General features: G+C 39.4%; 23 protein-coding genes and 1 other annotated feature. Of the genes, 21 read left to right on the top strand and 2 right to left on the bottom strand.

Annotated features, from left to right (window positions below):
- Window positions 1-14: 14 nt before the first annotated feature.
- The 8 genes from LRP81_RS01300 (at window position 15) to pheA (ending at window position 6,187) form a co-directional block, all read left to right on the top strand.
- A complete protein-coding gene (locus LRP81_RS01300; protein WP_230499420.1) occupies window positions 15-1,454 on the top strand; it encodes an Rne/Rng family ribonuclease in 1,440 nt (479 codons plus the stop codon).
- Between the two features lie 57 nt (window positions 1,455-1,511).
- Window positions 1,512-1,600: a sequence feature (ribosomal protein L21 leader region), on the top strand.
- A gap of 16 nt (window positions 1,601-1,616) precedes the next feature.
- Window positions 1,617-1,925, top strand: a complete 309-nt coding sequence (gene rplU, locus LRP81_RS01295; RefSeq protein WP_230499419.1) for a 50S ribosomal protein L21 — start codon at window positions 1,617-1,619, stop codon at window positions 1,923-1,925.
- 15 nt (window positions 1,926-1,940) lie between these two features.
- Entirely contained in the window at window positions 1,941-2,267 is a 327-nt protein-coding gene (locus tag LRP81_RS01290) for a ribosomal-processing cysteine protease Prp (RefSeq protein ID WP_230499418.1), read from the top strand.
- A gap of 12 nt (window positions 2,268-2,279) precedes the next feature.
- A complete protein-coding gene (gene rpmA, locus LRP81_RS01285; RefSeq protein ID WP_152445328.1) occupies window positions 2,280-2,570 on the top strand; it encodes a 50S ribosomal protein L27 in 291 nt (96 codons plus the stop codon).
- Window positions 2,571-2,842: 272 nt separating this feature from the next.
- Window positions 2,843-3,373, top strand: coding sequence for a Spo0B C-terminal domain-containing protein (locus LRP81_RS01280; protein WP_230499417.1), 531 nt, complete (start codon window positions 2,843-2,845; stop codon window positions 3,371-3,373).
- 103 nt (window positions 3,374-3,476) lie between these two features.
- Window positions 3,477-4,760, top strand: coding sequence for a GTPase ObgE (obgE, locus tag LRP81_RS01275; RefSeq protein WP_230499416.1), 1,284 nt, complete (start codon window positions 3,477-3,479; stop codon window positions 4,758-4,760).
- Between the two features lie 68 nt (window positions 4,761-4,828).
- The gene (locus tag LRP81_RS01270; RefSeq protein WP_230499415.1) at window positions 4,829-5,272 is read left to right on the top strand and encodes an ACT domain-containing protein; all 444 of its coding nucleotides are present in this window, start codon (window positions 4,829-4,831) and stop codon (window positions 5,270-5,272) included.
- 48 nt (window positions 5,273-5,320) lie between these two features.
- Complete coding sequence (pheA, locus tag LRP81_RS01265) at window positions 5,321-6,187, top strand: prephenate dehydratase (RefSeq protein ID WP_230499414.1); 867 nt, start codon at window positions 5,321-5,323, stop codon at window positions 6,185-6,187.
- A 481-nt stretch (window positions 6,188-6,668) separates the two neighbouring features.
- On the opposite strand, the gene LRP81_RS01260 is transcribed toward pheA, so the two are convergent.
- Window positions 6,669-7,205, bottom strand: coding sequence for a transcription repressor NadR (locus LRP81_RS01260; RefSeq protein ID WP_230499413.1), 537 nt, complete (start codon window positions 7,203-7,205; stop codon window positions 6,669-6,671).
- Window positions 7,206-7,311: 106 nt separating this feature from the next.
- Window positions 7,312-8,439, bottom strand: a complete 1,128-nt coding sequence (locus LRP81_RS01255) for an IscS subfamily cysteine desulfurase (RefSeq protein WP_230499573.1) — start codon at window positions 8,437-8,439, stop codon at window positions 7,312-7,314.
- A 121-nt stretch (window positions 8,440-8,560) separates the two neighbouring features.
- On the opposite strand from LRP81_RS01255, the gene nadB reads away from it, so the two are divergent.
- The 13 genes from nadB to yajC all read left to right on the top strand — a co-directional run bounded on the left by nadB (window position 8,561) and on the right by yajC (window position 21,281).
- Window positions 8,561-10,168: an L-aspartate oxidase gene (gene nadB / locus LRP81_RS01250; protein WP_230499412.1), complete on the top strand. Its 1,608-nt coding sequence runs from the start codon at window positions 8,561-8,563 to the stop codon at window positions 10,166-10,168.
- On the top strand, window positions 10,125-10,967 hold the full coding sequence (nadC, locus tag LRP81_RS01245) for a carboxylating nicotinate-nucleotide diphosphorylase (RefSeq protein ID WP_230499411.1): 843 nt from the start codon (window positions 10,125-10,127) through the stop codon (window positions 10,965-10,967). The genes nadB and nadC overlap by 44 nt, the downstream gene beginning before the upstream one ends.
- 4 nt (window positions 10,968-10,971) lie before the next feature.
- Complete coding sequence (nadA, locus tag LRP81_RS01240; protein WP_230499410.1) at window positions 10,972-12,075, top strand: quinolinate synthase NadA; 1,104 nt, start codon at window positions 10,972-10,974, stop codon at window positions 12,073-12,075.
- 367 nt (window positions 12,076-12,442) lie between these two features.
- On the top strand, window positions 12,443-13,783 hold the full coding sequence (gene safA / locus LRP81_RS23320) for a SafA/ExsA family spore coat assembly protein (RefSeq protein WP_317987022.1): 1,341 nt from the start codon (window positions 12,443-12,445) through the stop codon (window positions 13,781-13,783).
- Window positions 13,784-14,127: 344 nt separating this feature from the next.
- Window positions 14,128-14,868 carry an NAD(+) synthase gene (gene nadE / locus LRP81_RS01230; RefSeq protein WP_230499409.1) on the top strand — a complete coding sequence of 247 codons (741 nt, stop codon included), beginning with the start codon at window positions 14,128-14,130 and terminating at the stop codon, window positions 14,866-14,868.
- 83 nt (window positions 14,869-14,951) lie between these two features.
- The gene (locus tag LRP81_RS01225; RefSeq protein ID WP_230499408.1) at window positions 14,952-15,704 is read left to right on the top strand and encodes a YhcN/YlaJ family sporulation lipoprotein; all 753 of its coding nucleotides are present in this window, start codon (window positions 14,952-14,954) and stop codon (window positions 15,702-15,704) included.
- 151 nt (window positions 15,705-15,855) lie between these two features.
- Window positions 15,856-16,422 carry an intercompartmental signaling factor BofC gene (locus LRP81_RS01220; protein ID WP_230499407.1) on the top strand — a complete coding sequence of 189 codons (567 nt, stop codon included), beginning with the start codon at window positions 15,856-15,858 and terminating at the stop codon, window positions 16,420-16,422.
- A 254-nt stretch (window positions 16,423-16,676) separates the two neighbouring features.
- Window positions 16,677-17,288 (top strand): Holliday junction branch migration protein RuvA, encoded by a 612-nt coding sequence (gene ruvA / locus LRP81_RS01215; RefSeq protein WP_230499406.1) that lies wholly within the window; start codon window positions 16,677-16,679, stop codon window positions 17,286-17,288.
- Between the two features lie 83 nt (window positions 17,289-17,371).
- On the top strand, window positions 17,372-18,373 hold the full coding sequence (gene ruvB, locus LRP81_RS01210) for a Holliday junction branch migration DNA helicase RuvB (RefSeq protein ID WP_230499405.1): 1,002 nt from the start codon (window positions 17,372-17,374) through the stop codon (window positions 18,371-18,373).
- Window positions 18,373-18,570: a DUF2905 domain-containing protein gene (locus LRP81_RS01205; protein ID WP_230499404.1), complete on the top strand. Its 198-nt coding sequence runs from the start codon at window positions 18,373-18,375 to the stop codon at window positions 18,568-18,570. Before ruvB ends, LRP81_RS01205 begins: the two co-directional genes overlap by 1 nt.
- A 215-nt stretch (window positions 18,571-18,785) precedes the next feature.
- Window positions 18,786-19,814: a tRNA preQ1(34) S-adenosylmethionine ribosyltransferase-isomerase QueA gene (queA, locus tag LRP81_RS01200; protein ID WP_230499403.1), complete on the top strand. Its 1,029-nt coding sequence runs from the start codon at window positions 18,786-18,788 to the stop codon at window positions 19,812-19,814.
- Window positions 19,815-19,834: 20 nt separating this feature from the next.
- Complete coding sequence (tgt, locus tag LRP81_RS01195; protein WP_230499402.1) at window positions 19,835-20,974, top strand: tRNA guanosine(34) transglycosylase Tgt; 1,140 nt, start codon at window positions 19,835-19,837, stop codon at window positions 20,972-20,974.
- Between the two features lie 43 nt (window positions 20,975-21,017).
- Complete coding sequence (gene yajC / locus LRP81_RS01190; RefSeq protein WP_230499401.1) at window positions 21,018-21,281, top strand: preprotein translocase subunit YajC; 264 nt, start codon at window positions 21,018-21,020, stop codon at window positions 21,279-21,281.
- The last annotated feature ends 31 nt before the right edge of the window (window positions 21,282-21,312 follow it).

The raw sequence follows: 21,312 nt of genomic DNA, 5'->3' as shown, positions 1-21,312 counted from the left end.
TGAGGCTATCTGAATTGATTGAGCTAATTATGGAAATGAAAGCAACTGAAAAACGGGTTGCTGTGAAAGAGGATGGTAAATTAGTCGAGCTGTTAATTGACCGGCCAGACACTCATCCTATAGATGGAAATATTTATATAGGTCGCGTTGTGAATGTATTGCCTGGCATGCAAGCTGCTTTTGTCGATATTGGACAGCAGAAACACGGCTACCTTCACCGCGACCATTTATGTTCTTTTCAAACATCTTTGCTTTCCAAATCAGAAAAGGAATTAAAATCAATTTCTCATTTTGTTCACCAAGGAGAGGCCATCCTTGTGCAAGTCGTAAAAGAAGGAGAAGGCACAAAAGGTCCAAAGCTTACCGGGTTACTTGAATTTCCTGGAACACATGTCGTTTATCAGCCATATGGGAAATATAAAGCAATTTCTAAAAAGATGTCGGATGTAAAAAGAAAAGAATGGCGGAAGCACCTACAGGAATGGCTGACAGAGGAGGAGGGTGCTATTCTTCGGACTGCAAGTGAACATATTCCTCCTGAGTTGGTGGAAGCAGAACTGATGGATTTACAACAGCAATTTTTAACTGCACATGATAAGGTTGATTCCGTAAAAGTTCCTTCTTTACTTCACGAAGAAGAACGCTTTGTTTCAAAGCTGATTCGTGATATTTCACCAGCTGAAGTAAACCATGTGGAGGTAGACGATGCTTCAACTTTTCAGTTTTTGAAAAAGAAAGGTTACCCTGTTCGTTTTTATACAGGGAAAGAAGGAATTTTCAAAAGAAGAGGAATGGAGCAGGAGCTTGAAAAAGCACTCAAAAAAATAGTCTGGTTAAAAAGTGGTGGCTATATCCTTATTGAGCATACGGAAGCAATGACTGTAATTGATGTGAATACCGGAAAGTTCATTGGGAAGACAGGATTGCAAGAAACGGTACTAAAGACAAACCTGGAAGCTGCTGTTGAAATAGCAAGGCAACTTCGTTTACGTCAAATCGGTGGCATTATTATTATCGATTTTATTGATATGAAAAACGGTAAGGAGCGAACCCAAGTTCAAAACGTTTTACAAGCAGCTGTTGAAAAAGACCGATCTTTTGTCAGAGTGGTTGGATTTACGGAGCTAAACCTTATGCAGCTAACAAGAAAAAAAGTTCGGGAGCCTTTAACGAGCTTATTATTGCAAGCAGGAGAAGGAAAAGAAGTCGTATATTCCATTGAAACCATATCTTATCAGCTTGAACGGGAATTGCTTGAGTTTAAAGGTAGTGAAGTAGAGGCAGTGATCGTAGAAACAAAGGCAGAAGTAGTGGACAAGCTATTGAACATGCTTAATGTGAAAGAGCGGATAGGTCTTGAGATTTATTTTATCAAAAAACAAAAAGTATCTAGCTATGAAATACGATTTGCGGGTTCCAATAAAGATGCTAATATTCGGTTAGAATCGCTTTAAACTTTATTGACATCAAGGTTTGTATTATGCTAAGATGTTCTTTGTTAGTTTGTAGCACCCGTGCTACAACCGCACAGTCTAGGTCCTATGAAAAATATGGACGATTTTCGTACATATACCTAACACTGGCGAGTCTGAGTCTATTATAGGAGGTGCAAGAGTATGTACGCAATTATTGAAACAGGTGGTAAGCAAATCAAGGTTGAAGCAGGTCAAACGATCTACATCGAAAAACTTGATGCAGCTGAAGGTGATGTAGTAACTTTCGATCAGGTTCTTTTCGTTGGTGGCGACAATGTTAAAGTTGGTAGCCCACTAGTTGAAGGTGCTTCTGTAACGGCTAAAGTTGAAAAACAAGGCCGTGCGAAGAAAATTACTGTATTCAAATACAAAGCGAAGAAAAACTACCGCAAAAAACAAGGTCATCGTCAACCTTACACGAAGCTTGTTGTTGATGCAATCAACGCATAATTTAAGGATGATTGAATGATTAAAGTTACGATTAAACGAGACGATCAACAGCTGATTCAATCGTTTACCATAACTGGACATGCTAACTTTGCCAAGAAGGGTTCTGACATTGTATGCGCAGGTGCTTCAGCAGTATCTTTCGGTGCTGTGAACGCAGTAATGACACTTTGTAAGATTACACCTGAAATTGAGCAAGGAGCAGATGGGTTTCTCCGCTGTTCCATTCCATCTAATATAGATGAAGCGACACAAGAGAAAATCCAGCTGTTGTTGGAAGGTATGGTTGTGTCTTTAGAGACGATAGAACGTGATTATGGAAATTATATAACCATTTCTAACTAGGAGGTGGAATACATGTTAAGATTAGATCTTCAGTTCTTTGCTTCCAAAAAGGGAGTAGGTAGTACTAAAAACGGACGTGACTCTATCGCGAAACGTCTTGGCGCTAAGCGTGCAGACGGCCAAATGGTTACTGGTGGTTCTATTTTATACCGTCAACGCGGTACTAAAATTTACCCAGGTGCAAACGTTGGACGTGGTGGTGACGATACTTTGTTCGCGAAGGTTGACGGAATCGTTCGTTTCGAGCGTTTAGGTCGTGACCGCAAACAAGTTAGCGTATATCCTGTTGCACAAGAAGCGTAAGCTTCATGCAGATGCCCTAGCCTAAGTTATAGGTTAGGGTTTTTTTGTTGCCAATAGTTGCTTTCTTTTGGAAACTTTACTAGATCGTTATGAAAGTCAAGAATCCGACTATTTTCAGGTTAATAGCAACCATCATGTAGAAATGAGCCTTTCCAATATTAATACACACAATAACGACCTTTCCATCTTTTCCCCACGTTTATGTACAAATATGCTATAATCGACATATTGAATGGGTACCGGAATAAGCCAAAGCTAGGAGAACGGTAAAGATGAGAAAAAGAAAAACGTTGGATGTTCTGCGTCATTCCAGACATGATTGGCTTAATAGGCTGCAATTGATTAAGGCAAATTTGTCACTGGGGCGCTTAGAGAGAGTAAGCAACTTGATAGACGAAATAGTTTTGGAATCAAACCATGAATCAAATCTTACCAATTTACATGCACCGTTATTTGCTGAGTATCTAATCACCTATCATTGGGAGCCAAGACTATTCTCGTTTGAATATGAAGTGATTGGTAATCCTGTTGACATGTCTAAGTTGGACGACATACTGTACCGTTGGATTTCCTCCTTATTCACTGGATTGGAAAAAGTGGTGAATAGAACAGGGGATAATCATTTATTCTTAAGTTTGCATATAGAAAAGACGGAAGTTCGTTTCTTTTTTGATATAAATGGGATACTAGAAGACACAGGCTTTTTAAAACATTGGTTGAAAAATCAACCAAATGAGTTTTATGTTAATGAAAAAGAAATTAGCATAGAAGAAAGCAATTTTACAGTGTCGTTGAAATTGTAAATAAGTAATATAGGACACTAGTCTTTCGTATGGATGATGGACTACATAAAATATGAATAAAAGACAAATTCCAGTCTTTTTATGATATCGGAGTGAATAAGCAATGTTTGTAGATCAGGTCAAAATATATGTAAAAGGTGGAGACGGCGGAAACGGAATGGTAGCGTTCCGGCGTGAAAAATATGTTCCGGACGGAGGACCAGCAGGTGGCGATGGAGGAAAGGGAGCAGGCGTTGTCCTTCAGGTTGAGGAAGGTTTGCGTACTTTAATGGACTTCCGTTATAAACGTCACTTTAAAGCAAACCGTGGTGAACATGGGATGTCGAAAAACCAGCACGGTAGAAATTCGGAAAACATGATCGTTAAAGTGCCGCCTGGGACAGTCGTAATAGACGACGACACAAAGGAGACACTTGCTGACTTAACAGAGCATGGCCAGCAATATGTGGTAGCAAAGGGAGGTCGTGGTGGCCGTGGAAATACTCGTTTTGCAACACCTCGAAACCCAGCACCAGAAATTGCTGAAAACGGTGAACCTGGACAAGAGCGTTATGTTATTCTTGAATTAAAGGTACTAGCTGATGTTGGCCTTGTTGGGTTCCCAAGTGTAGGGAAATCTACTCTCCTATCAGTGGTGTCAGCTGCAAAACCGAAAATTGCGGAATATCACTTTACCACAATCGTTCCCAACCTAGGAGTTGTAGAAACAGAAGATGGCCGCAGTTTCGTCATGGCTGACCTTCCCGGATTGATAGAAGGTGCCCATGAAGGAGTAGGACTTGGTCACCAATTCCTGCGTCATATAGAGCGGACAAGAGTTATTATGCATGTTGTTGATATGGGAGGCTTAGAAGGCCGTGACCCTTATGAGGACTATGTGACCATCAATCAAGAATTAAAGGAATATAACCTGCGACTGACAGAGCGTGCCCAAATTATTGTAGCCAATAAAATGGATATGCCTGATGCAGAAGAAAATCTTGAAATGTTTAAGGAACAGGTTGGGGAAAACGTAAAGATATTCCCGATATCTGCATTAACTCGTGAAGGACTTCGCGACCTGCTTTATGCAGTTGCCGACGAGCTTGAGAATGCTCCTGAGTATCCTTTGTATGAAGAAGAAGCGATCGAACAGCGTGTCGTGTATAAACATGAAAAAGAAGAAGCTGACTTTATGATTACAAGAGATCCAGATGGTGCATTTGTACTTTCTGGTGAAAATCTTGAGAAGCTGTTTGTCATGACAAACTTCAACCATGAAGAATCCATTAGACGTTTTGCTCGCCAGTTACGCGGAATGGGTGTGGATGAAGCATTGCGAGCTAGAGGTGCAAAAGATGGCGACATTGTTCGTTTGCAGAAATATGAATTTGAATTTGTAGAATAGTTGTACGAGAGGGGATAATTCATTTTATCCTCTCTTCTTTACATATAGATGTCAAGGAGAGATGTCCGATGTTAGAGGAGAAGTTCTTTTTAGTACGGGAAGATGTGCTACCAGAAGCGATGAAAAAATCATTAGAGGTCAAAGAAATGATAGCTCGCGGGAAAGTGACCTCCATTGCGGAAGCGGTACAAAAAGTGGATCTTAGCAGAAGTGCCTTTTATAAATACCGTGACACCGTATTTCCTTTTCATACGATGGTAAAAGAAAGGATTATGACGTTGTTTTTTCATTTGGAGGATCAGACTGGTGCGCTTTCACAATTGCTTGCTACTGTAGCTACTGCAGGCTGCAATGTATTAACCATTCACCAAACCATTCCACTTCAAGGTAAAGCGAATGTTACATTATCTTTAGATATGTCAGGACTTCAAGGTGATATTCATACTTTACTTTCGAAGCTAAAGAGACTAGAATTTGTAGATAAAGTAGAGATTTTGGGGACCGGGGCTTAGGCTCTTCAAGTTCACAAGGAGTTTAGTTTAGTTAAGGGAGTAGAGAATATGAAACCATCACAGATTGGATTTTTAGGACCGAAAGCAACGTTTACCGATTTGGCAGTAACAAAATTCTTTCCTGATAGTGAAAAAAAGGCATTTGCCACCATTCCTGAATGTATGGACGCTGTCCTAAATGGGAGTGTGGAGGCGGCAGTTGTTCCACTGGAAAATGCCATTGAAGGTTCTGTGAATGTGACATTGGATTATTTAATACATGACTGTCCATTACCAATTGTTGGGGAACTTACAATCCCTATCCGTCAACATTTATTGGTCCACACGGATCATTTAAAAAACGGCGGAGAATTAGAGGTCATTTATTCTCATTCACATGCAATTGCTCAATGCCACAAATATTTACATACACATTATCCAGAAGCGGTCTATGAACCGACCTCCTCTACAGCAGCTGCTGCAAAGCTGATATCGGATCACCGCCTTTCCAAAAAAGCTGCATGTATTGCTAATTCACTTGCTGCAAAAGAGTACAAGCTAGCAGTTCTTCAAGAAGATATTCATGATTATGATAACAACCATACAAAATTTATTGTCCTTCATCGTGATCAGAATAAAATGATTCAGAGCGAAGTATATGAAAGTTCAGGGGAAAAAACAACACTGATGGTAACACTCCCAACGGACCATTCAGGAGCGCTTCACCAAGTATTATCAGTGTTTGCTTGGAGAAAATTAAACCTTTCCAAAATAGAGTCAAGGCCAATGAAAACAGGGCTTGGAAATTACTTCTTTATTATCGATGTGAATGAGGAGATGAATCATCCATTGATTCCCCCTGCCATTGAGGAGCTAGAATCATTGGGGAGCTCGGTAAAAATATTAGGCAAGTATCACAGTTACTCTATTAAATAGCTAGTTCGACGTCTACTTTTTATAAAGCTAACGTCGTGACAAGACTTTTAATTGGTGCAAAAGCCATTAGCTATTACGCAAATTAACTGATTCTTTTGTTATTATACTTTTTGAGAACTGAGATTCGAGTATTTAACTTTAGTCCCGCATATTGAGTGCCCTGGTTTCTCATTTTGCAATTTTCCGGGGACTCATTTATGTTTAGTGCCCGAATTTCTCATTATGCTATTTTTGGGTCACTCAATATCCGTTTGAGTGCCCGAATTTCTCATTATGCTATTTTCGGGTCATTCAATATCCATTTGAGTGCCCGTTTTTTGCATTATGCTATTTTCGGGTCATTCAATATCTGTTTGAGTGCCCGAATTTCTCATTATGTTATTTTTGGGTCACTCAATATCCATTTGAGTGCCCGGTTTTTCCATTATGCTATTTTCGGGTCACTCAATATCCATTTGAGTACTCGCTTTTTCCATTTTTCTTATTCTACCAACATACCTGCTTCCATCAAAGCTGCACATGCAGCATCAAGCTTTTCTTCGGAATCAGCTTCTAATGTGTGAAGATGTGTTCCATCCGTAAGTTGAGAAAGATAGGAGGCATTCGTTTGCTTTATTTTTCGAATAAATGCATCTACTTCTGCTCGAGTGCTTACCATGACGGAAGCATTTAAGTCCCCATACACCGGGTGTTCAATTCTTACATCCTTAACGGTTACACCATAATCAACCAAAATATATAATTCTTCTTTCGTGCGATACGGTTCATGATACGAAACAATAATTCGCTCTTTTTTTATTGGCTGGCCATAAGGTTTCATGTAGACATACCCTTGACTAGTCGCCATGATTGGTTCATTTTTAGCTTTCAATAGAGAGATATCTTGAACAATGACTTGTCTACTGACATTCGTTCTTGATGCTAATTCACCACCTGTTAGCGGTTTATTTTCTGTTTGTAGCCAGTTTAGCAACAGATTTCTTCGTTCTTCCCCTAAGACTTTTTTTTCTTGTGTCATCCATTGCCGCTCCTTTTAAAAAATGAAAGTGAAAGCAACGCTAAGGTTGGTGGAATACCAACCTTCTAGCAAACATCATTTGCTAGTGCTCACCACTTCCGCTTTTCTAATAATTTTCTATTATTTCCTTCAATGCGATAACTAGGCGATCAATATCGCTAGTAGTAGAATCTTTACCAAATGAAATACGGATAAATTCTCTCGCTTCATCAGCTGACTTTCCTGTAGCAATCATAGTTCTAGAAGGAGATTGAGTTCCGACCTGACAAGCACTCCCAGTAGAAATGGCAATCTGTTTACGGTTACATTCTAGCATCACATGCTGTCCTTCTATTCCTGGTAAGCGAAGACCTAAAATGTGTGGTAGTCCTTCAACATTTTCACCTTCTATCAATATCGGTAGCCATAATCGTTCGATTTGTTGTTGAAAGTATATTCTAAGCATTTCGTACTTTTCAATCAATATGGGCATGTTTTGTTCCATTTGTTGTGCTGCCATTATGAATGAAGCGATACCAGGTACATTGATTGTACCTGGACGCATTCCGTTCTCATGTGTAGCACCATCCATCACAGGTTTCCAGGCTGTTTCTGGCGAAATATACAGGGCGCCAACACCTTTAGGTCCATATATTTTATGGGATGAAATAGAAATGCTTGTTAATTGATATTTCTCTATATCTATAGGTAGTTTACCAAAAGATTGGACACAGTCGCTATGAAAGAGGATATTTTTTTCCTTTAATAGCTTTCCCACTGCCTCTAACGGTTGTAGAATTCCTGTTTCAAAGTTGGCATGGTGAATAGAAACAAGACATGTATCCGTTCTGATTATTTCTTCTAACATAGATAGGGAGATGACACCGTTTTGATCAACAGGAAGAAAACTAATTTCATAACCTTCTGTTGATAAAGATTGAAACAAGTGGTGAATGGATGAATGTTCTGTTTCTGTCGTAATTATATGTTTGCCTTTTTGTTCGTTTCCTTTTAGGAGTGATCGAATAGCTAGAATGTTGGACTCACTGCCTCCACTTGTAAAATAGATGCCTTCATTCTTCCCAGAAATCATCCTTGCAAGCTCTTTGCGGCAAGATTCTAAAAGGTTGCCTGCATTACCACCAATATCATGTAAACTACTACTATTCCCATAATAATCTATTGCAACATGACTAAAGACCTTCAGTGCCTCTTTACTCATAGGTGTCGTTGCTGCGTAATCCAAATATATCATCGTCATTTCTCCTTCCTGGAGTCGCCAATTTGCTTCCCAGTAAAAAACTCTTGTCATAAGTATAAAAATATGTAAATATAGGTGTCAAGACACTTATATACACAGGAGGTTTTTTGTATCAATGCAAAAGCCTGATGTTATTGTAGTAGGAAGTGGGTTATCCGCTTTACTAACTGCGAATTATTTAAGCGATAAATTAAATGTGATTATCTTCACAAAGTCTAGTAAATACGATAATAATTCTTTTCTAGCTCAAGGTGGAGTTGCTTGTGCAATCGAACATACGGATTCTTGGGAACAACATTATCAAGATACGTTGTTTGCAGGCTGCTACCATAATGATGAAAATGCAGTGAAAGTTCTTACCCAAATGGGGCCTGAACTTTTACGTGAAATAGTTCACAAAGGCATGAAATTTGATAAAGATAAACAAGGAAACTATTCATTAGGGATGGAAGGTGCACATTCCAAAAGGCGAATTCTGCATGCTGGTGGCGATCAGACAGGAAAAAAATTAATGGAATGGCTTCAATCAACCTTATCTAACAAAGTACAGCTTGTTGAACATGAAACCGTTATCAAATTAGAAGTACAAGATGGTGTTTGTAGTGGTGTACAAACAATAAACAATAATGGAATGAGAAAAAGCTATTTTTCAAGTTCTGTTGTGTTGGCTACAGGTGGAGCAGGTGCGTTATATCCATTTACATCAAACAATATAAGTATTACAGGGATGGCATTGTCACTGGCATATCAGGCGGGGGCGGCATTAACCGATTTAGAATTCATGCAATTTCATCCAACCATGCTTTCTTATGAAGGAAGAGCAGTTGGCCTGATATCAGAGGCAGTCAGAGGAGAAGGTGCTTATCTAGAAACTGGGAGCGGGAAGCGTTTTATGGAAGAATACCACCCTTTAAAGGATTTAGCACCAAGAGATGTTGTATCCCGTGCAATTTTTTATGAAATGGAAAAGGGAGAGTCCATTTACCTGAATATTGAGCACGTCTCTGATTTTGTTGAGCGTTTTCCTGCGATAACAGCGCTTTGTAAAAAGCACAATATCTGCTTGGAAAAGAAAAGAATCCCAGTAGTGCCTGGCGCCCATTTTTATATGGGTGGGATATTTACCAATATTAATGGAGAGACAACTCTCCCAGGTCTTTTTGCAGTTGGGGAAGCTGCTTGCAATGGAGTCCACGGTGCTAATCGTTTAGCATCCAATTCTTTGTTGGAAACAATGGTCTTTTCCAAAACACTTGCTGACCATTTAAAAAAAATAGATCTTCCTGCCTCAGCACTCAGGTATAGAAGAGAAGAATTACCATCTGATTTCCTACAAAGGAAATGTGAATCTCTACCTATAAAATCAGATATTCAACAGATGATGATGCAATATGCAGGAATTGTTCGAAATGAAGAAGGACTTTTTACTTTAAAAAACTACTTAGAAATCTTTGAACCATATTGGAAAGGATTGAATCAGCTAACAGCTATCCTTTCATTGGAAGAAATAGAAACCATCCACATGCTTCAGCTTAGTTTCTTAATAACTGAAGCGGCAATAAAAAGAACGGAAAGTAGAGGTACCCATTATCGGACAGACCATCCAGTGGCGAAGGAAGCTTGGAAACAAGTTCGAATAATGCATAATGTACCAGACAAAAAGGGGGAAATGGAAACAAATGAACAATATTCTATTACAAGAAATGCTGCATCAATTTTTTAATGAAGATATCGGAGAAAGAGACCTTACATCGGAGGCTCTTTTTACAGAAGAGGAAAGGGGCTCAGGTACTTTTCTTGCTAAAGAAGCAGGTGTGTTTGTTGGAAGCAAAATTATAAAAATGGCATTCGAAACACTTGACCTAGAAACAGAAGTTACGCTTCTTAAAAAAGATGGAGATAGGTTGGAACGAGGAGATGTAATAGGAACTGTGAACGGTAAAATGAGAACGCTTCTTGGAGCAGAACGGGTAACATTAAATCTAGTTCAGCGCTTAAGCGGGATTGCTTCCTTGACTTCAGAAGCAGTGGCAACATTAAACAGTGAAGTAACAAAAATATGTGATACAAGAAAAACCACTCCGGGGCTTCGTATGTTGGAGAAATATGCAGTTACTTGCGGTGGTGGCTATAATCATCGCTTTGGTCTTTATGATGGGATCATGATAAAAGATAACCATATTGAATTTACGGGTTCTATAACAGAAGCAATTAAGCGAGTACGTGCAAGCATAGGTCATATGGTAAAAGTGGAAGTGGAAACAGAATCCTTGAAACAAGTACAGGAAGCAGTGGAAGCTGGCGCAGATGTTATTATGTTTGATAACCGTAATCCGGAAGAAATAAAAACCTTTATTCAACATGTGCCAAATCATATTGTAACAGAAGCATCTGGGGGTATAACACTTTCCAACTTAGCAGGCTACGGGGATACTGGAGTAAATTACATCTCACTTGGGTTTTTGACTCACTCAGTAAAGGCACTTGATATAAGTTTTAACGTAGGAACAAAAGGAGTGTAGAGATATGAACTTATTGGAAATCGTTAACAAAGGAAATGGCATGTTACCATCTAAATATCGGGATATGACTGAAGAAGAAATGAAGAAAAGAGTGACCGAAATAAAAGCAAAGTTTGGGGAAGAACTTTTTATTCCTGGTCATCACTATCAAAAAGATGAAGTGGTGGAATTTGCTGACTCGACTGGGGATTCACTTCAACTTGCACAGGCTGCAGCCTACACAACAGCTACTTATATTGTTTTTTGTGGCGTCCATTTTATGGCGGAGACCGCAGATATATTAACAAAGAAAGATCAAGTCGTCATTCTCCCTGATATGCGCGCAGGCTGTTCCATGGCAGATATGGCAGACATATATCAGACGGAACGGGCATGGGTAAAGCTGTTGAATCTTTTTGGAGATACAATGCTTCCATTAACATATGTTAACTCCACAGCAGCCATTAAAGCGTTTTGCGGCGAGCGCGGTGGAGCAACAGTTACCTCTTCAAACGCACATAAAATGGTGGAATGGGCATTTACTAAAAAGGAGCGTGTGTTGTTTTTGCCAGATCAACATTTAGGTAGAAATACAGCTTACGATCTCGGTGTTCCGCTTGAAGAGATGGGGGTTTGGAATCCTATAACTGATACGCTGGAGTATGAGGGAGAGCTTGATAATGTAAAGGTCATTCTTTGGAAGGGTCATTGCTCTGTTCATGAAAAGTTTACTATTGAAAATATTGAGCATTTACGCTCAACCAAACCCGATATGAATATCATCGTTCACCCGGAATGTACTTGGGAGGTGGTCCAAATGAGTGATGATAGTGGAAGTACTAAAAAAATAATTGAAACCATTGAAAATGCTCCATCTGGAAGCAAATGGGCAATTGGAACCGAGATGAATTTGGTTAATCGTATTATCCAGCAGCATCCTGATAAAGAAATCATTTCATTAAATCCTAATATGTGCCCTTGTTTAACGATGAATCGCATTGATCTTCCGCATCTCTTATGGGCATTGGAGTCAATAGAAAATGGTGACATTATTAATCAAATATCTGTAGAGGACTATATTGCCAAGCAAGCCATTGCGGCATTGGATAAGATGCTAGCGAACGCTTGAGCTTGTACAGGGAGACACAGTGTGTAGTGTGATTAGGCTGCACACTGTGTTTTTTTGAGAGTAAAATGAAGTATACAAAGAGTTGTTTTCGCAAACTTTTCAAGAATATCATAATTCCTTTTATTAATCCGCCATACAAAATGTAAGTGAAATTCCATACGCAGACTTTTACAGGTAAAGAGCAAAAATCCCCCAAAAAGAGAGCCTTCAAAAAATAGGCGCCGAAAAAAAATACCTCTTTTCCCCTGAAGTGTCCATGTATTTATTCATAAAGTTCCTCCTAGGTGCATAAGTTGATGTGAAGAATAGTGGCAAAATGCCCAACTAACACATAAACTGTAGAGACTTTGCTAAGGAGGGAAAATCCTTGAAAATCCATATTGTCCAAAAAGGGGATACATTATGGAAGATTGCTCAGAAATATAATGTGAATTTTGAAGAATTAAAGAAATCAAATTCACAGCTTAGCAATCCTGACATGATTATGCCTGGAATGAAGATAAAAGTGCCAATGGCAGGAGTAGCAGTGAAAAAAGAGAGTCCAGTAATGGGTGTAACGAAAGAAGCACCAAAGCAAGTGATGGGAGTTCAGGCGCCAAAAGCGCAACATCCTTATAAGGAGATGCCAAAAAAGCCCGCTGTTAAAGAACAACCGGTAAAGGAAGCTCCTAAAACTCCTTATGTACCTAAAATGCCGCAGCTAAAACCTTATTTTCCAGAAGTTGATGTAAATAATTACTTTACAGTAAATGTGCCTAAAAAACAGCCGACTAACGTTAAAATGCCAAAGGCGCCAACAGCTAAAATGCCTAATGTAAAGGTGCCAAATACCAAAATGCCAAATACTAAAATGCCAAATACTAAAATGCCTAATGTGAATATGCCTGCAAATATTCCAAAACCAATAGAAGCGCCAGAGCAGGTCATGGGAGTTGAACAGCCAGCTCCACAAATGCCAATGGAACACTGTTATCCAATATCTCCTGTGATGCCAGGAAGTGGTTTCTGTCCACCACCATGTCCACCACATCATCACCACCATGGTTGGGGTCATGGTTATGGCTGGGGAGGTCCAGGTTTTGGAGGCCCGGGCTTTGGAGCTCCAGGATACGGAGGGCCAGGCTTTGGGGGACCAGGTTTTGGAGGCCCGGGTTTTGGGGCTCCGGGTTTTGGGGCTCCGGGATATGGAGCACCAGGATATGGAGCACCAGGAATGGGTATGCCTATGGGATCTGGTGAGGAATCCCCAGAAAATTATGGTTATTTACAGCAAATGCAACAGCTTCAACAGATGGGACAAATGCCACAAATGAGTCAAGATGAGATGGATTCGGCTGTGCTTGGTGCTCATGACCAAATGGGTCAATATGGCATGCCAGGAATGGGTCAGATGCCACAAGGAATGCCAGTGGGTCAAATGGGTGGCTATCCTGGTTACCCAATGGGACCAGTGTCTCCAGGTGCAGGATTTGAACCAACGCATGGTCCTCAACAAGTGGCTGGTGTAAGTGGTGGAAGCGATTGTGGTTGTGGAGGATCGAAAGGCTATCGAGAAGATGCGAACATTGGATATGCCCCCTATGGTTATCCAGTAGCTCCTCCAGGATACTACTATCCACCAGGCTATGGATATGGTTATGGAAACTATAACGAACAAAGAAGTGAAGGATCAGATTTTGATGGTCCCGATTATGATGATGAAAGTTAAAGGTTACCACTTTAGAGGCGATTTCACCCGGAATCGTCTTTTTTATGTGGCAAGTGAATTCGACGAAATATTTAAAAAAATGCTCCAATCATAAAAATTTGGTTTGATTCTGTTGTAATTAGTGAAATTGTATACTACAGACATCTTTTCCGTGAAGGTTTACATAAAGTAATTTTCAATAGTAAAAAGTTGTTTAAAGGACAATGTAATTTGAAACATTTCTTAAGTAGTTATGGAACGTCCAATAGTTACTTTCTACAAGTAATTGAAGCAAACAATTTTTGACGAATGAATACAATCTGATACAATAATCTATATTGTCAAATTGGAGGGAAGAAAACGTAATGGAAGAAAAAATTGCCAAGCTAGTACAATGGATACAGGAAAAAGTAAAGGATGCAGGAGTAAATGGAGCAATTGTTGGTGTTAGTGGAGGAATCGATTCCGCAGTAGTGGCACACCTTATTAAACGCGCTTTTCCAGATAATTCTTTAGGGCTTATACTTCCGTGTAAAAGTGACCCGAAAGATCAAGAGTATGCAATGGAAGCTATCGAAAGCTGTGGTATTTCCCACATGACAGTCGATCTATCTGATACACATACGGTGTTATTTTCAGAAATGGAAAAACAATTAAAACAAAAAGGCGAATGGCATGAGAAAACAGCTCGCCTAGGTGACGCAAATACACGCGCACGTTTACGTATGACTACTTTGTATGCAGTTGCTAACAACTACGGTTATTTGGTAGTAGGAACAGATAATGCTGCAGAATGGCATACAGGCTATTTCACAAAGTATGGTGATGGAGGAGTAGATTTAGTACCACTTGTTCATTTAACCAAAGGAGAAGTACGTGAAATGGCAAAAGTTCTTGGAGTACCAGATAGCATTATTAACAAACCACCAAGTGCTGGCCTATGGGAAGGGCAAACAGATGAAAATGAAATGGGAACAACTTACAATATGATTGACAGCTATTTAAAAGGGGAAGAAATCCCGGAAAAAGATAAGCAAATTATTGATAGAATGCATAAAAACACAGATCATAAACGTCAGTTAGCTTATGCTCCTCCAAAATTTTAACATAATAAAACACCCTCTATCTTGTCACCCTAGTATTGAGTACCTTTTTAGTACTCAACAAGACTTGATAGGGGGTTTTTACATTGAGGAAGTCATTTTTCACTGTAGCTTCTGCAGCACTGATGATCGGGGCACTATCCGGTTGTGGACAAAAAGAAAGTGCTACAGACAATAGATATTATGACCAAGCAAGTCCTATTGGCTATTACACAAGTGAACACAATCCTTATGTAAACAACGACCAAAACCGCGGAGCTGGAGAACAACGGAGAGGAAATGCTCGTCTGTTTGAAGACAATGATGGTCCAATCAACGAAATTCTTGACCGCTCTGTTGTCTATAATGAAAATAGAATCAGAAAAAATAATGAAGGCATACGAAACATCAGAAACAGAGGAGGTCATGGTGGTTATTTAGGGATTGGATATAATACCCCACATTTCAGCCGCACTGATAGGAACTATCATGGGCATTTAAATAACTTAGAAAATGTAGGGAATCCTTCCTATTATAATCGCTACGAAGGACGACTTTCTGAGCAGCTAAGCAATCGTGCAGAACAAGTAGATGGTGTGAAAAATGCTGGGGTTTTAATTAGTAAAGGGGAAGTACTTGTTGCGGTTGTGCCAGAACGTGGCGCAAACGATCGTGAGGTAAGCCGTGCTGTAGAGCGTGCACTTGAACCACTTGTTAAAAACAAGGAGTTAAGGGTGGGAGTAAACGAAAGTGCATTTAATGCTATTCGCAATGTAGACAATGATCTTCGAAATAGTGAGTGGCGATTGAATGATTTAGAATCAAACATGAGGGGAATATATCGAACAATGACTCAATAAACAAGAAAGCAGCCTCATATTAAATGGGGCTGCTTTTTCGAAGTTACATAAAATTTCCTTTGTTTTATGGTTAATTTTTCTGAATGTGGTCAAACTAGAAGTGAAAATACTAAAAAATATACTAGTAGATGACTTAAGGGGGAAATTTCCGATGAAACCCATCATGCCAAATAAGTTGTTGCTAATACTTACAGGTGCTTTTACGTTGTTCATTTTTTTTCATATATTTAATGCCCATGAAGGGGTTGCAGATAAACAGGACTTTGTTGATGAAGAAGCAATTGAAGATGCCTTCGAAGTTAGTGGGCCATTGACCCTGAAAGTTGTTTTAGAAAGAATTTATTTAGATGGTGAGGTAAGTGAAGAGGTACTGGAAAAAACGGTTTGGGCGATGGAGGATTTTTGGTCACAGTATGAAGAATGGCAAGTAATTGACTTAGATGAAGAGCAAGTAGTATTCCAACAATATATAGATGACATATCGCCACTATTGAAATCAAATGGATATTTCGGTATCTCTAATGATGGGATTCTTACTATATATGAGGGGAAACCAACAGAAGAATCTAAAATAATTCAATCTTTTTTTCAAATTGATATAGGCAAGCTAGAAAGCCATCAACATGAAAAGCTGAAAGATGGAATAAAAGTGGTTTCCAAAGATGAATATGTGCAAGTGCTTGAAACATTTAAGCCATATACGACAAAAAAGCAGTAAAAGGCTGTAAGTACCTTTGCCACGCATTCAGTAGATACCTTTGAATTTCTACATAGCTTTTTACACTAATTTTAGTCAGTGTAAAAATTTTAATTTATAGTTCACATATTCAAGCTGGCGAAGCGCCGGCTTTTTTGTTTTGGCATCTTAACATTATTCATAAAATATGCTATCTTTTTCTTTTGAGCCGTTTTGTTCTTTATTCATGGTAAAATGGAGAGTGGGAACAAAATGTAAAGGGGAGTATTGTAACATTGATTGATTTTTTAAGAGGTTTTGTGAATTATGTGTCACCAGAATATATCGTAATAGAGGTAATGGGAGTTGGCTATCAAGTAAATACTCCAAATCCTTTTATATACCGTGTAGATCACGATACAGAAGTGACCATATATACATATCAGCATGTAAGAGAAGATATTCTAGCCTTATATGGCTTTAAAACAAGAGAAGATAAACACCTTTTTATGAAGCTGTTGAATGTAACCGGCATTGGACCAAAAGGGGCACTTGCCATACTTGCTTCAGGACAGCCTCAACAAGTTGTCTATGCCATTGAAAATGAGGACGAAAAATTTCTCATCAAGTTTCCTGGGGTTGGTAAAAAAACAGCCCGACAAATAATTTTAGATTTGAAAGGGAAGCTGAATGATTTAGTTCCAAGTGCTTTTCCAGATCTTTTTCAACAGGATGTCGACGTTTCTTTTTCCAATAATGAAAATATGGCATTGGACGAAGCAATGGAAGCCCTTAAAGTACTCGGCTATGGAGACCGTGAAATAAAGAAAGTTATACCTGCTCTTAAAAAGGAAGAACTCTCAACAGATCAATATGTAAAAAAAGCATTGCAGTTGCTTTTAAAATAAGGTTCTTTTTTCCATAATAATGTTTAGTACAAATAACTTCAAAGTTTCGAAAACAGCCTTAAATAAGAAGGGGGGATTACAAAGTGGATGACCGAATGGTGTCACAGGATGCAATGCATGAAGATCATTCATTAGAATATAGCTTGCGTCCCCAAAACCTACAGCAATATATTGGCCAAGATAAAGTGAAAGAGAATCTGGAAGTTTTCATTCAGGCTGCCAAACTGCGTCAAGAGACGTTGGATCATGTTCTATTGTATGGACCCCCAGGACTTGGTAAAACGACATTAGCTGCAATTATTGCGAATGAAATGGGTGTTCAGCTACGCACAACTGCTGGACCTGCAATTGAACGGCCAGGAGATCTTGCTGCCATTTTATCTGCTCTCGAACCTGGAGATGTTTTATTTATAGACGAAATTCACCGTTTGCACCGCTCTATAGAAGAAGTATTATACCCTGCCATGGAAGATTATTGTCTGGATATCATTATCGGTAAAGGACCAACTTCTAAATCAGTGCGCTTGGATCTTCCTCCTTTTACATTAGTTGGTGCAACTACAAGGGTTGGATTGTTAACAGCTCCATTAAGAGATCGTTTTGGAGTTCTCAGCCGTCTGGAGTATTACAAGGAAGAGCAGCTAACCGAAATTTGCCTTCGCACGGCACAGATCCTTGATATCGGAATAGAAGAGGATGCTGCGATAGAGATAAGTCGAAGAGCAAGAGGGACACCACGGATAGCGAACAGATTATTACGGCGTGTTAGGGATTTTGCACAAGTTTTAGGAAAAACTACCATCAGTGTATCTCTTGCCAAGGAAGCGCTTGACCGATTACAAGTCGACAAACTTGGACTTGATCATATCGATCAGAAATTGTTGATGGGGATCATTGAAAAGTTTCGTGGTGGTCCAGTTGGGCTTGACACGATAGCAGCGACCATTGGAGAAGAATCGCACACCATAGAAGATGTGTATGAGCCATATCTTTTACAAATCGGATTTATTCAACGGACTCCTAGGGGGCGGATTGTGACGGATTTGGTATACCGTCATTTCAATTTGGAGGTGCCATCAGAGTAATGGAACTGCCTAAAATGTTAATGGTGTTTGGAGCGGTTTTACTTGTTACAGGATTGTTATGGCAATTGATAGGGAAAATTCCTGGTGACATTGTTGTGAAAAAAGGGAATTTCACCTTCTTCTTTCCCGTTGTAACATCCATTGTCATAAGTATTGTTTTAAGTTTAGTGTTTTATTTTATTGGTAAATTCAGATAGGCTAAAAGCAAAGCTCTTTTCAATAGTTTGTTGATAGTAACCCGTAAAAAGTCGGCTTTTGGACATTTTACCTTTATGTTGCTAGAAAACTTGTCCTATTACTAAAGAAATTTGCAGGAAAAGAGCGCGATATTAGAGTTTATATTGAGTATCTAATAAAGCACGTAAAAGGAAGAATTTAAGATATTAGCTAAAGGCAAAGAAAAGGTGACATGATGAAAATAGATTTATTTGACTTCCATTTACCGGAAGAACTGATTGCCCAAACTCCACTAGAACAGCGAGAAGCTTCCAGGCTAATGGTTCTAAATAAGGAAACAGGCGAATTGAAACATGAAGCCTCGTTTCGATCCATCTTGGACTATGTAAAAGAGGGTGATTGCCTTGTTTTAAATGATACAAGAGTACTCCCGGCAAGGCTTTTTGGTATAAAAAGTGATACAGGTGCCAAAATTGAAGTTCTCTTGTTAAAACAACTAGAGGGTGATACGTGGGAAACATTGATTAAGCCAGCAAAAAGGGTGAAAGAAGGAACGACGATTTCATTTGGAGATGGTCGGTTAACCGCACAATGCGTTGGCGAAAGTGAACATGGTGGGAGGAAGCTTAACTTCCAATACGAAGGAATTTTCTATGAAGTGCTTGATAGCTTAGGAGAAATGCCATTGCCTCCTTACATCAAGGAACAATTAGATGACCGTGAAAGATACCAAACCGTTTTCGCTAGAGAAACAGGGAGTGCGGCAGCACCTACTGCTGGTCTTCATTTTACAGAAGCACTTTTAAAAGAATTGCAAAACAAAGGCGTACACACTGCTTTTATCACTCTGCATGTAGGACTTGGTACCTTCCGGCCAGTAAGTGTGGATACGGTAGAGGAACATGATATGCATGCGGAGTTTTATCAGGTTTCAGATGGCACCGCACGACTTCTCAATGATGTCAGGGAACAAGGCGGAAAAATAATTACAGTAGGAACGACCTCTACCAGAACGTTAGAAACTATTGCTCGAGATTTTGGAAAGTTCCGCGAGGCAAGCGGTTGGACTAATATTTTCATCTACCCAGGCTATGAATTCAAAGCTATTGATGGAATAATAACAAATTTTCATTTGCCAAAATCAACGTTGATTATGCTTGTGAGTGCACTAGCCGGTCGTAATCATGTGATGCATGCATACGAAGAAGCAGTAAGAGAAAGATACCGTTTCTTTAGTTTTGGCGATGCAATGCTTATCCTATAAGTTAGAATAAGGAGATAATAATGACAGCAATCAGATATGAATTAATCAAAACTTGTAAGCAAACTGGTGCAAGACTTGGAATGGTCCACACTCCGCATGGCAGCTTTGAAACGCCTGTATTTATGCCAGTTGGAACTCTTGCTACTGTTAAAACGATGTCACCGGAAGATGTTAAATCAATGGGGGCAGGAATCATACTTAGCAATACGTATCATCTTTGGTTACGTCCTGGTAATGATATCGTAAAAGAAGCTGGCGGACTTCACAAATTTATGAATTGGGACCGAGCCATCCTAACCGATTCTGGTGGATTCCAAGTATTTAGTTTAAGTGATTTACGCAAAATTGAAGAGGAAGGCGTACATTTCCGAAATCACTTAAATGGAGATAAACTTTTCCTTTCACCAGAAAAAGCAATGCAAATACAAAATGATCTTGGCTCCGATATTATGATGGCATTTGACGAGTGCCCGCCATATCCAGCAACGCATGATTATATGAAAAAATCAGTGGAACGTACTTCGCGTTGGGCAGAACGTTGTTTAGAAGCACACCAGCGACCACAAGACCAGGGGTTGTTTGGGATTGTACAAGGTGGAGAATTTGAAGACCTTCGTAAATTGAGTGCCCAAGACCTTGTATCCATGGATTTCCCAGGTTACGCTGTTGGTGGCTTGTCTGTTGGAGAGCCGAAAGATGTAATGAACCGGACGCTTGAATTTACAACTCCGTGGTTACCTGATAATAAGCCACGATATTTAATGGGAGTTGGATCTCCAGATTCACTAATTGATGGTGCTATCCGTGGAATAGATATGTTTGATTGTGTACTTCCGTCTAGAATTGCCCGTAATGGGACATTAATGACTAGTGAAGGGCGGCTTGTTGTGAAAAATGCTAAATTTGCACGCGACTTTGGACCGCTTGATCCAGGATGTGACTGCTACACATGCACAAATTATTCAAGAGCTTACATTCGTCACCTAATCAAATGTGACGAAACTTTAGGAATTAGACTTACAACTTACCATAACCTTTATTTTCTGGTAAAATTAATGGAGCAAGTCAGACAAGCGATCAGAGAAGATCGACTAGGAGACTTCAAGGAAGAGTTTTTTGAGAAATATGGCTTCAATAAACCGAATGCGAAAAACTTTTAAAATCTCTTCACATACATGACATAGGAGAAAGGAGGGCTACTACATGGAAGGAATGGCTGGTGCTATATTACCTTTACTACTTATGTTTGCTATTTTCTATTTCTTGTTAATTCGCCCACAACAAAAGCGTCAAAAACAAGTACGTGAAATGCAAACTAGCCTGCAAAAGGGAGACAAAGTTGTAACAATCGGTGGATTACACGGTATCGTGGATGCACTTGATGAGGACAAAGTTGTCATCAAAGCAGGTGACGGGTCTCGTCTTACATACGACCGTCAAGCGGTAAGAGAAGTAATTGCAGATTAATGTCAAAAAAGCATGCTCTCACGGGAGCATG

The organism is Sutcliffiella rhizosphaerae (assembly GCF_917563925.1).
Classification (GTDB): Bacteria; Bacillota; Bacilli; order Bacillales; family Bacillaceae_I; genus Sutcliffiella_A; species Sutcliffiella_A rhizosphaerae.
Note: the sequence above shows the minus strand (reverse complement) of the source record. Positions and strands in the feature narration are given on the sequence as shown.